7 protein-coding genes are annotated in these 12388 nt (G+C 63.3%); 4 read left to right on the top strand and 3 right to left on the bottom strand.

Annotation, left to right across the window (positions count from 1 at the left end; genetic code table 11):
* Positions 1-37 precede the first annotated feature (37 nt).
* From BMZ70_RS13615 to dgoD, 3 genes are read right to left on the bottom strand one after another with little or no spacing between them, the layout of a single operon-like run.
* The gene (locus BMZ70_RS13615; RefSeq protein ID WP_092275009.1) at positions 38-811 is read right to left on the bottom strand and encodes an SDR family oxidoreductase; all 774 of its coding nucleotides are present in this window, start codon (positions 809-811) and stop codon (positions 38-40) included.
* 8 nt (positions 812-819) lie between these two features.
* Complete coding sequence (locus tag BMZ70_RS13610; RefSeq protein WP_092275006.1) at positions 820-3321, bottom strand: beta-galactosidase; 2502 nt, start codon at positions 3319-3321, stop codon at positions 820-822.
* 4 nt (positions 3322-3325) lie between these two features.
* On the bottom strand, positions 3326-4474 hold the full coding sequence (gene dgoD, locus BMZ70_RS13605) for a galactonate dehydratase (RefSeq protein ID WP_092275003.1): 1149 nt from the start codon (positions 4472-4474) through the stop codon (positions 3326-3328).
* 306 nt (positions 4475-4780) lie between these two features.
* On the opposite strand from dgoD, the gene BMZ70_RS13600 reads away from it, so the two are divergent.
* The 4 genes from BMZ70_RS13600 to galA all read left to right on the top strand — a co-directional run bounded on the left by BMZ70_RS13600 (position 4781) and on the right by galA (position 12371).
* On the top strand, positions 4781-5698 hold the full coding sequence (locus tag BMZ70_RS13600; RefSeq protein ID WP_229205397.1) for an SMP-30/gluconolactonase/LRE family protein: 918 nt from the start codon (positions 4781-4783) through the stop codon (positions 5696-5698).
* 58 nt (positions 5699-5756) lie between these two features.
* A complete protein-coding gene (locus BMZ70_RS13595) occupies positions 5757-6725 on the top strand; it encodes a LysR substrate-binding domain-containing protein (RefSeq protein ID WP_092274997.1) in 969 nt (322 codons plus the stop codon).
* 138 nt (positions 6726-6863) lie between these two features.
* Positions 6864-9467, top strand: a complete 2604-nt coding sequence (locus BMZ70_RS13590) for a TonB-dependent receptor (protein ID WP_092274994.1) — start codon at positions 6864-6866, stop codon at positions 9465-9467.
* An 84-nt stretch (positions 9468-9551) separates the two neighbouring features.
* Positions 9552-12371: a beta-galactosidase GalA gene (galA, locus tag BMZ70_RS13585; RefSeq protein ID WP_229205396.1), complete on the top strand. Its 2820-nt coding sequence runs from the start codon at positions 9552-9554 to the stop codon at positions 12369-12371.
* The last annotated feature ends 17 nt before the right edge of the window (positions 12372-12388 follow it).

Raw genomic sequence — 12388 nt, 5'->3', positions numbered from 1 at the left:
CGAAAAAAGTGCCTTCGGCGTGGTCAGGAGGGAAATATTACTCGTGGTACAACTGGGAGCGACCGCCGTCGATCAGGATGTCGGTGGCGTTGATAAAGGGGGCTTCGTCGCTGGCCAGGAACAGGGCGGTAGCCGCCACTTCTTCCGGTTTGCCGAGGCGCTTGCAGGGCAGCAGGGCGGCCTGGCGGGCGCGTTCGGCTTCCGGGTCGGGCTGGGCGGCGAAGTGGCGTTCGATCATGTCGGTCACGATCAGGCCCGGCGAGATGGAGTTGACGCGGATGCCGCGCGCCGCATATTCGAGGCCTAGCGCGCGCGTCATGCCGATCAGCGCGTGCTTGGCCACCGGGTAGGGGAAGCAGCCGGGGATGATTTTGTGGCCGTGCACCGAGGCGATGTTGACGATGCTGCCCGCGCCTTGTGCCAGCATCGAAGGCAGCACGGCGCGCGCACCGTTCCACGCGCCTTCCAGGTCGACCGCGAAGCAGCGCTTCCAGTCTTCCTCGCTCAGCGCCAGCGGGTCGTCGAACACGTTCATGCCGGCGTTGTTGATGAGGATATCGACTTTGCCGAAACGTTCGATGGTGCGCGCTGCCAGGGTTTCCATCGCGGCGCGGTCGGCGACGTCGGCATGCACGAACAGGCTGCGCTCGGAGCCCAGCTCAGTGGTGATGGCGCGTGCGGCGTCGTCTTCGCGGTGGCTGTTGAGGGTGACCATCGCACCTTCGGCCGCAAAGCGGCGGGCGATGGCCAGCCCGATGCCTTGCGTGGAGCCGGTGACGATGGCGACTTTGCCTTTGAGGCGTTCAGACATTGCTACTCCTAAGGCGTGATGCGTAGTTGATAGACCGGGATGACGGTGACGCCGCGCACGGTGGCCATCTGCTGTTGACCGCCGAAGTTGGGGCGGGCTTCTTTTGGCAGGTAGATCGGCGCGTCGGCGCGAAGTGGTAGCACGGAGATGGTCAACGGCTTATCCAGCAGCGCGCTGTGGTTGCGCAGACCGAACTGCCATTGGTAGCCGCTGTAGTACCAGTCGTCCAGCATGCGGGTGCCGGAGTACAAGCGGCCGATGTCACCCACGAAGTCAATCTGCAGCAGGGCATCGTCCAGCCCTTTCAATTGCTCGCGCGGGACGTTGATCTGCCATGCGCCGGCAGCTTTGAAGTTTTCCGGAATCGGCTGGATTGCCGCCTTTGCCGTACCGCCGATGACGATAGGGGCTGCTTCCTGTGCGTTGCGCGTTTGCGTGACGCTGGCCTTGATATCGTGGCTTGGCAGGGCCGCTTCGAAGGCCTGGAAGATGCCTTCGCTACCGGCCGCCCGCACAGCAACCGTGGCGGTGGCGGGGGCGCCGGCGGTCCATGCGGCGCTGGTCGTCGTCGCTTTCGGTGCGGCGGACAGTGCCGGGTAGATAGCGAAGCGGAATTTGCTGTCGCCGACCGAGCGCATTTGCAGCGCGTTGCCGTCCACGTAGGCCTGGTCTGCGGAGAGCAGCAGGCGGCGCTGGCCGGCCAGCTGCACCACGCTCAGTTGCTGCGATTGTTCCGCCGTCAGCACGACGATGGTCAACGGACGCTTGCCGTCGCGCTGCACAGTCACTGCCGCGCCAGCGCCAGGCTGCACGCCGGTGACCAGTGTCTTGCCAGCCGCCGTGGCGATCTGCGCGCCCGGTGCGCTGATCTTCGCACCAGCATCGAACGACAGTTCAACCGGCACGCCGGTGGTGGCGGCAAACACCGCCACCACGCCTGCCTTGCCCTGATCCAGCAGCGTCAATGGCTGCGCGGTGGCGTAGTGCAGGTTGGTGCCGTCGAGGTTCAGGTTCAGCGGCCAGATGAAGTACGCGCCATTGGCGATGTCCACCGGCTTGCTCGGCAGCGTGATGCTCTGGCCTTGCAGCTTGACCGCAAACTGCGTCGCCTTCTGCGCGGCCATGTCGTACTGGCGCACGTGGTTATTCACGAACAGGAAGCCGCGATCGCCTTCGCTGCGCACCGCAAAGCGCGCAGTCGCCAGATCATCCGGCTTGGCCGGCGACACATCCGGCTTACGCACCGTCATCGGCGCCAGGCGCGAACCGAAATCGTGCAGGAACAAGTGGAATGGACGCAGCTTCTCCAGCACCTTGCGTTGCTGGCCATCCGGCCCAAGCGGCGCCTGGAAGTCGTAGCTGATCATGGTGGTGTCGTTGTAGCCGCCACTGAGCGTGCTCTCTTCCATGCCGCTGCCGCCGAGGCTCAGCGGATTGCGGCCGCCGTGGAACATGTAGTAGCCCATCAGGTTCACGCCGGAGCCCAGCTGCACCGGCAGCATGGACGCGATATCGTCGGCCGACACCACGGTGCGGCGGCGATACATGAACGGTAAACCAGCACCGTATTCGGCGCCGAGGAATGGCGTCACATCTTTGTCGGTTTCCGCAGTGCCCGGCGCATGCGCCGCAGTCTGCGCGCCGAGATCGCCGCTCACGCGCGTATCGAAGCGGAAGGCGTACGTTTCTTTTGGTGGCAGCTCTTTGGTGCTCACACCCCAAGGCTCATCGGGATAACCGCCAAATACCGGCGTCACTTCGCCGGTCGGATAAATCGTACCGTCCCAGCCGGTGACGGTGTAGTAGGGCACATCCATGCCCGCCTTCAGCGCCAGCTTCTTCAGCGCCGCGATGTGCGCGACGCCCTTGTCGGGACCGTCGATGTTGTATTCATTTTCCAGCTGCACGCCGATCACGCGGCCGCCGTCTTTCCACAGCAGGCCTTTCAGCTGCTGGCCGATCTGGCCGTACAGACGCTCCACATGCACCATGTATTGCGGGTCGTTGGAGCGGGTCGGCATGGCGTTGACCACCCAATCCGGAATGCCGCCGTAGCGCACTTCCGCGTGCGCCCAAGGGCCGACGCGCACCACCACATCCAGCCCGGCCTTGGTGGCCAGTTGAATGAAGCGGCGCAGATCACGGTTGCCGGACCAGTCGAATTTTCCTTCCACTTCTTCGTGGTGATTCCACATGACGTAGCTGGCCACGATATCGATGCCGGCCGCTTTCATCTTGCGCAGTTCCGCATCCCATTGCGAAGCGGGCGTGCGGCTGTAGTGGAATTCGCCCATCACCGGCAGCCACGGGCCGCCGTTGCGGGTCAGGTAGCGCGCGTTGGCGCCGAGGGTGTCGCCGTTAGGGGCGGTGGCGCTGCCGAGACGCAGCGCCGCTTTCAGAGGGGCAGGATTGGGAGCGCTGGCATCGATGGTGAGCGTGTCTGCACCAGCGGCACCCGCCGCCAGCACACCCGCAACCAGAGCCGCGCAGGTGCGCAGGCGGAAGATCATCGAATTACCACTCCGCGATGCTGCCGTCTTCGTGACGCCAGACCGGATTGCGCCAGTCAGGGGCGTTCTTGCTCGCTTCGATGACGCGCGCTTCATCCACTTCCACGCCAAGGCCTGGTTTTGGCAGCGGATTGCAGTAGCCGTCGACGATCTTGAAGTCGTCCTTGTTCACCACGTAGTCGAGCAGCTCGCCGCCCTTGTTGTAGTGGATGCCCATGCTCTGCTCTTGCAGCACGGCGTTGTACGACACGAAGTCGACGTGCAGGCAGGCCGCCAGTGCGACAGGGCCCAGCGGGCAGTGCGGCGCCAGCGTGATGTCGTAGGCTTCGGCCATCGAGGCGATCTTCAGGCACTCGGTGATACCGCCGGCGTGCGACAGGTCCGGCTGCACGATCGACAGGCCGCCGGCCGCGAACACGTTCTTGAATTCGAAGCGCGAGTACATGCGCTCACCGGCCGCCAGCGGGATGGAGGTCATCTCGGCCAGGCGCGGGTAGTATTCGGCCTGCTCGGCCAGCACCGGTTCTTCCACGAACAGCGGACGGAATTGTTCCAGCTCGCGCAGCAGGGTCTTGGCCATCGGCGCGGCCACGCGGCCGTGGAAGTCCAGGCCGAATTCGATGGTGGTGCCGAAGGCTTCGCGGATCTCGGCGACGCGGCGCACCGCTTCATCGACCTTGGCCGAGGTGTCCAGCATGCCCAGTTCCTCGGTGCCGTTCATCTTGAAGGTATTGAAGCCGCCTTTTTGCAGCGTGCGGATTTGTTCGATGATGTCAGACGGACGGTCGCCGCCCACCCAGCTGTACATCTTCATGCGGTCGCGCACCAGGCCGCCCAGCAGTTCGTACACCGGCTTGCCCAGCACCTTGCCCTTGATGTCCCACAGCGCCTGGTCGATACCGGCGATGGCGCTCATCAGGATGGCGCCGCCGCGATAGAAGCCGGCGCGGTACATGGTTTGCCACAGGTCGTTGATGCGCGACGGGTCCTGGCCGATCAGGTACGGTTCCATTTCCTGGACCGCCGTCTCCACGGTGCGGGCGCGGCCTTCGATGACCGGTTCGCCCCAGCCGACGACGCCTTCATCGGTTTCGATTTTGAGCAGCATCCAGCGCGGTGGAACACGGTAGGTCGTCAGTTTGATGATTTTCATAGGATCGGATCGGTGTGAGGGTGGTTCAGGGAACAGCGCTCAGTCTAAGCCGGGTCGCTAGACTGGAAATATGATTAATTCGTAAGGACCCATATCAATATCGGATAGCTTCCGGCCGTCGTTCCGGCGCAGGCCGGAACCCATGCTGAGCTGACCGGCCAGCGTTCTATGGATCCCGGCCTGCGCCGGGATGACGTTGGCTGTGCTATCCGATATCGTCATGGTTGGAAGCGGTTTATTCATAGCTGTAGCACAGGGGCCTCGCTTAGACTGGGAACGTCAAAAATCGCCTGCCAGGACTGCCGTATGAACTCCCCCAGCACCACCGTCGCTTCCACGCCCGGCGTCATGTTAATCCGGGTCGGGCAGGCCGGTAGCGCGTTACGCTGGGACGCGCTGGCACAGTGCTGGCGCTGGCCGGATCCGATCGGTAGCCAGCTGTACGCATGGCCGGCGCCGCCCGCCATGCCGAGCGGCGTGCGCATGCTGGAAAGCGCCAGTGTGATGGCGTGCTGCACCTCCGGCCGCGTGTTGCTGGGACTGGGCAAGCGCCTCGGCATGGTCGAGCTGCCGCAGCCCGGCCAGCCGAGCCGGCCGTTGCAGGCGCAGGTGCTGATCACCATCGATGCGGCCGAGCCGCGCACCAGCATCAGCGACGGTTGCGCCGACCGTGCCGGCAACTTCGTGTTCGGCACCGCCAACACCGGGCAGGACAAGCGCCCGATCGGCAGCTTCTACCAATATTCGCAGCGTTACGGCCTGCGCCGCCTGGCCTTGCCGGCGGTGGCCGCCGCCGCCAGCATCGCCTTCAGCCCGGACGGCCGGCGCATGGTGTTTGCCGACGCCGCGCGGGGCGCCATCATGCAATGCGACTACGAGCCGGAACGGGCCAAGGTTAGCGTTGTGAAACCGTTTTCAGAGTTGCTGGAGCAGGGCGCTGGCGCAGCCATCTTCGACAGCGATGGCAACTTGTGGAGCGTGCAGGGCGGCGTACTGGTGCAGTACGACAGTCATGGCCACGCGCTGCAGCAGGTTGCGCTGGCGCGCGAGGCGGCGGCCAGCGTGGCCTTCGGCGGCCCGGGGCTGGACCAGTTGCTGGTGCTGGGCGCGCAGGGCGGTTTGTACGGCTTGCCGCCTGGCCTGCTCAAAGGGCTGGCGCCCGGCGTGGCCGATACCTTGTTTATTGATAGCGGGAGCGCTTCCACTGCCAGTTTGCACGCGTGACGGTGATTGACGCTGCTCCGGCCCCCCTTTATGATGGGCAATCAAACTGATCACCAATATGACTGATTCCCGCTCGGACCGCTTTGTTCGTTCCCACCTGAAAACCCGTCACCTCGTCTTGCTGGTCGAACTCGGCCGGCATGGTTCGATTGCCCACGCAGCGCAAGCAGCCAACCTGACGCAACCCGGTGCATCCAAATTATTGGGTGAGCTGGAGCACGCGCTCGGGGTGCAGTTGTTCGAGCGCTTGTCGCGCGGCGTGTCGCCGACCTGGTATGGCAAGGTGCTGATCCGCCGCGCCGGCGCGGCGCTGGCGGAGATGGACGCGGCGCACCAGGAAGTGATGGAACTGTTGTCCGGCCTGCGCGGCCGCGTGGGCATCGGCACTGTGCTGGCGCCGGCCACCGGGCTGGTGCCGAAAGCCATCAACCTGCTCAAGGAGCGCCACGCGCGCGTGCACGTGGCGGTGAATATGTCGACCAGCAAAGTGCTGGTGGAACGCCTGCGCAGTGGTGAGCTGGATCTGGTGGTGGGCCGCATCCTCGACACCGAGGCGGCCGATGAACTGAATTTTGAACCACTGACCGACGAGCCGCATTTGCTGATCGCGCGTGCCAGCCATCCGCTGATGGACCGCAAGGAATTGAAACTCGAAGACCTGATGGAGCAGTGCTGGATCCTGCCGCCAGCCGGTTCCATCCTGCGCGATCGCCTGACCGCGCTGTTCCTGTCGCACGGTCTTGAGCAGCCGGCGGAAACCGTCGAAACGCTGGACATGCCGGTGGTTGCCAGCCTCCTGCTGAATAACGACATGGTGGTGGCGCTGCCGGCCGAAGCCGTGCAGCCCTATCTCGACGCCGGCTTGCTGAAGGTGCTGCCGTTCGATCTTGGCGTCAGCATGGACTCATTCGGCATTGTGACGCGCAAGCGACATCAGCTCTCGCCCGGCGCCGATGCCATGCTGACCGCGCTGCGCGACGCTGCAGCCAGCATCTATCCTCACTATCGCGCGCCAGCGCAGGGCTGAAGCGGTTCGTGATATACGAACTTGGTATGGCCCAAACTAAAATAGCTATTGGTTTGTAAATTCGTGTTTCGTTAGCATCCGGTTATCCGTCCACATCTTCATCAGAGACGGGACAAATACAAACACTGGAGATGCACAATGAAACATAAAAAAATGAGCTGGCTGATTGCTACGCTCTTCACTTCCCCACTGCTGGTCCAAGACGTTCTCGCACAAGAAGCTGCCGCCGATGGCATCCAGCAGGTCAACGTGACCGGTATTCGCGCTTCGGTGCGCAATGCGCTGGCGGCCAAGGAAGCCAGCAACAGTATCGTTGAAGTCATCGCATCGGAAGACATCGGCAAGCTGCCGGATACCACCATCGCTGAATCGCTGGCGCGCCTGCCAGGCCTGTCCTCGGGCCTGGATCGCGGCAACGCTTCGCAGATCGTGGCGCGCGGCATGGGCCCGCGCTTCATCGGCGCTACCCTGAACGGCCGTGAGCTGGCATCGTCGGAGCCTAACCGCGCCGTGCGTTTCGAACAGTTCCCGTCGGAGTCGTTGAGCGGCGCCACCGTCTACAAGACGCAGCAGGCCGACCTGGCTGAAGGCGGCATCGCTACGACGATTGATTTGCAAACGGTTTCGCCGCTGAAGATGAGCGGCCGCCAGGTGGTGCTGCGCGCCGATGCGCTGTACTACCCGCTGGGTAAGGATATCCAGGGCGCCGACAAGAGCGCACCGCGTGTCGGTGGCGTGTTCCTCGACCAGTTCGCGAACAAGACCATCGGCGCGGCGCTGGCCTTCAGCTACCAGGACCAGCCTGCGATCCAGAAGAACAAGCGTCATTGGGGCTTCAATGAAACCAACTCGGTCGATGTGACCGGCGACGGCAAGATCGACAAGCTGCCGTGGGGCTTCCAGGACGAAGCGCGCCAGGGCAAGGACAAGCGCGGCAGCGTGCTGGGCAAGGTTGAGTGGAAGCCGAACAACGACGTGCAGATCACCGCCGACACCTACTACGCGGAAGCGAAGATCAAGGAGCGCGGCCTGCAGCACTGGATTGACGGCGTTGGCAACTGGGATGGCTACAACTCGGCCAACTACAGCAAGCTCGATGTACGCAATGGCTACGTGGTTGGCGGCACCATCAGCAACGCCACCCTGATCAACAACGACTTCATCTACGTGCAGGACACCAGCGTGGCCGCCACTGGCCTGAACGGCAAGTTCAACGCCGGCGAGTGGAAGATCGACGCCGACCTGTCCACTTCGCACGCACGCCGTGGCAGCGCATGGCGCGACCTGCGCCAGAGTGCCTTCAACGTACCGGTCACCTGGTCGTTCCCTGGCGACGAAGTGCAGAACTACAGCGTTGGCATCGACAGCGGCAAGGTCTCCAATTTCGGCGATCCTAGCCTGTACATCGACACCGACGGCCACGTGCGGGACAAGTTGAATGCAGCGGCCCTGAGTGCATCGCGCGCCATTGACGGCAGCTTTATCAACCGCCTCAAGGTTGGCGTGCGCACCACCGATCGCGAGAAGAGCTACCACCAGACCACGTGGACCCTGGCCGGCAAAACTATTCCGGCATCGGCCTACGAGACCATCAACGTTGATGGCTACCCAGCCTTCATCGGTCTGAAAGACTGGGACAGCACCATCGCTTCGACCTACGGCGCCAACGCCTTCAACCCGAATGGCCAGAAGCAGGAAGACTGGCAGATCCAGAACGACAAGCTGGCCGGCTGGAAGGTCAAGGAGCGCAGCACCTCGGCCTTCGTGCAGGGCGACCTGGATGGCGAAGCCTTCGGCAAAACCTACCGTGGCAACGTCGGTGTGCGCCTGGTGCACACCAAGCAGACCGGCTACGGCGCGGAGTCGATCAACGGCGCGGCGGCTACCCCGACGGAAGCCGGCACTTCGTACACCGAAGTCCTGCCTAGCCTGAACCTCGTGTTCAATCTGGACGAAGCACAGGAACGCCAGGTGCGCTTCAGCGTGGCGCGCGCCATGTCGCGTGCACCGCTGGATGAAATGCGCGCTTCGCGCAACCTGAGCCTGAGCACCACGGACACCAGCCAGCCGATCACCGGCAGTGCCGGTAATCCTGACCTGAAGCCGATGATGGCCAATCAGGTTGATTTGTCCTACCAATGGTACTTCGGCAAAGGCGCGCTGTTGTCGGCCGGTGGCTTCTACAAGAAGGTATCGCGTTATATCGCCATCGAAAGCGACACCACCACCATCAATGGCCGCACTGCGACCATTACCCGTTCAGTGAACGGCGAAGGTGGTGATATTCGCGGCCTGGAACTGATTTACCAGCAAGCCTTCACGTCGCTGCCTGCGCCGTTCGATGGCCTGGGTATCGCCAGCAACTACGCCTACACCACCAGCAACATCAAGGAACAGACGCCGGCCAACAATCCTTATCCGATCGAAGGCCTGATGAAGTCCAACGGTGGCGTGACCCTGTGGTACGAGAAAGCAGGCTACGAAGCGCGCCTGTCGGCCAACTACCACAGCAAGTTTGCGCGTAACCCAACCTGGGGCGCTGGTCAGCTGATCATGAACGAAGCCGAAACCTATGTGACGCTGAACCTGGCGAAGCAACTGACGCCTAACCTGCAAGTGCGCTTCGGTATCGACAACCTGACCAACCAGAAAGCGGTCTACACTAGCGCCAACATTCCGGGACAGCAGGAAGTCACCGAGTTCGGCCGCCGCTTCAACCTGGGGCTGACCTTCAAGCTGTAAGCACGCGTTAATCCCTTTTTTATCGTGGTTTTGCGGAGTGGTGCGTGATGGCGCTACTCCGCTTTTTTTATCTGGAGCCCGATTTTGAAAACAAGACTGATAGCTACTGTCCTGCTGATGCTGGCCTGCGTGACTGCAGGTGCGGCCCCGCGCGAGCGCCTGTCGCTCGACCGTGGCTGGTTGTTCCACCAGGGCGATATCGTCCAGCCGCCCATCGTTGGACATGAAGAATCCTACGGCAATGCCAAGGCCGGCAGCGCCGGCGGCGCGGCCGGCAATGAATATGACGACTCGGACTGGCGCCGTCTCGACTTGCCGCACGACTGGGCGGTGGAAGGCCCGTTCGATCCGAAAGCCAATGTGGCGCAGGGCTATCGTCCGCGCGGCATCGGCTGGTATCGCCGCTACCTGAAAGTGGATGCGGCCGATCGCGGCAAGCATTTCGAATTGCAGTTCGACGCCATCGCCACCCACGCCACGGTGTGGGTGAACGGTAATGTGGTCAGCCGCAACTGGTCCGGCTACAACGCCAGCTACATCGACATCACGCCTTACCTGCGCTACGGCGATGCGATGAACACCATCGCCATCCGTGTCGATGCGGAAGCGATGGAGGGCTGGTGGTATGAAGGCGCGGGCATGTACCGCCATAGCTGGCTGGTGAAACGCAGCCCGCTGCACGTGGTGACGGACGGCGTGCACGCCACGCCGCGCCCCGTCAAAGATAAACAGTGGAGCATTCCGGTCGCGGTCACGCTGAACAACAGCGGCAAGACCACCGGCGATGCAATCGTCGAAGTGACGGTGTACGACCCGTCCGGCAAGCAGGTGGCGCAACGCAGCGCGCCGGCGCGCGTGGGCGTGCTGGCCAACAGCGTGGTGCAGCTGCCGGTAACGATCAACGATCCGGCCCTGTGGTCGATCGAGAAAACCAATCTGTATCGCGTGACCACGCGCGTCCTGCAGGCCGGCAAGGCGGTGGATGAAACCACGCTGCACACCGGCTTCCGCACCATCCGCTTCGATGCGGCGCAAGGCTTCTTCCTGAACGGTGTGCACGTCAAGCTGCAAGGCGTGTGCATCCACCAGGACCACGCCGGTGTCGGCGTCGCGGTGCCGGATTCGGTGTGGGAGTACCGCCTGCGCCGCCTGAAGGAGCTGGGCGTGAATGCGATTCGCTTCTCGCACAACGCCCCGGCGGCCGAGGTGCTGGACATGGTGGACCGCATGGGTTTCGTCGTCATGGACGAGAATCGCAACTTCAATCCATCGCCGGACTACATGAAGCAGCTGGAGTGGATGGTCAAGCGCGACCGCCATCATCCGGGTGTAGTGCTGTGGTCCGTATTTAACGAAGAGCCGGTGCAGGCGACCGAAGTCGGTTACGAAATGGTGCGCCGCATGTCGGCTGCCGTGAAGGCGCTGGACGATACACGCCCGGTCACCGCCGCCATGAACGGCGGCTTCCTCACCGAGCTGAATGTCTCGCACGCGGTGGACGTGGTGGGCGCCAACTATCAGGTGCCGGACTACGACAAGTACCACAAGGCGTATCCGAACAAACCGTTCACCAGCTCCGAAGATACCTCCGCCTTCATGACGCGCGGCGAGTACAAGACGGTGCCGTCGAAAAACCTCATCGCCAGCTATGACGACGATGCGGCGCAGTGGGGCAACACCCACCGCGACGCATGGCAAGCCATCGACACGCGTCCATTCGTGGCGGGCGGTTTCGTGTGGACCGGTTTCGATTATCGCGGCGAACCAACGCCAAATGAATGGCCGTCGGTCAGCTCGGTATTCGGCATCATGGACCTGAACGGTTTTGCCAAGACCGCGTACTACATCCACCAGGTGCAGTGGATCAAGGATAAGCCGCTGATCCACATTGCGCCGCACTGGAACTGGAAGCAGGGCGAGAACGTGCGCGTAATGGTGATGGCCAACGTCGAGCGCATCAAGCTGCTGCTGAACGGCCGCGAACTGGGCGAGCAGAAGGTTGATCCGTACCGCATGAATAACTTCAACGTCGCCTTCGAGCCGGGCAAGCTGGAAGCCATTGGTTACAAGGGCGGCAAGGAAGTGGTCCGCACGGCGGTGGAAACTACCGGCGCGCCGGTCAGGCTGGAACTGGTGCCGGACCGCGCGCAACTGGCGGGCGACGGCTACGACGCCATGCCGATCACCGTGCGCGCGCTGGATGCGCAAGGTCGCGCGGTGCCGCTGGCGGACAATGAAGTGACCTTCGCCGTCAGCGGCGGCGGCCGCTCCATCGGCCACGGCAACGGCGATCCGAATTCGCACGAGGACGAGAAGGGCGCCACCCGCCGCCTGTTCAACGGCCTGGCGCAGCTGATCGTGCAGACCAACTACGGCAGCAAGGACGCCGTCACCATCAACGCCACTGCCGCCGGCTTGCAAGCCGCCAGCGTGACGATCCCGGTGAAGCAGGTTGCCGCCATCCCGTTCGTCGAGCCGGCCGATGCGCCGCTCACCTTCGTGCGCAGCTGGCGCATCGCGCCGGACGGCGACGCGCGTCCCGATCCGAACCAGAAACTGGCCAGCTTCGACATGAACACCTGGGGCTGGGGCTCGCCGCCGATGCGCGCCGCAGCGGGCAGCAAGTACCACCTGTATCGCGCCAGCTTCACGCCGCGCAAGAACCTGGCCGACGGCACCGGCCGGATCCGCTTCGCTGCCATCAAGGGCAAGGCGGAGGTCTGGCTCAACGGCCAGTTGATCGGCAAGAAGGATAGTTACGCCAGCGAAGCGCTGGACGTGACGCTGCCAGCCGGCGCCGGCAAGCGCGAGCTCAATGTGCTGATCGAGGCCGAACCGGGCCAGGGCAGCGGTATTGAAGGCCACGTCACGATTGAGGCGGGATTGTTGGTAAGCAGTAAATAAATCGCGTGCTTGTTGGT

This window comes from Duganella sp. CF402, assembly GCF_900109645.1.
GTDB lineage: Bacteria > Pseudomonadota > Gammaproteobacteria > Burkholderiales > Burkholderiaceae_D > Rugamonas.
The sequence above is the reverse complement of the archived record's forward strand: the minus strand, read 5'-3'. Positions and strand labels throughout refer to the sequence as shown.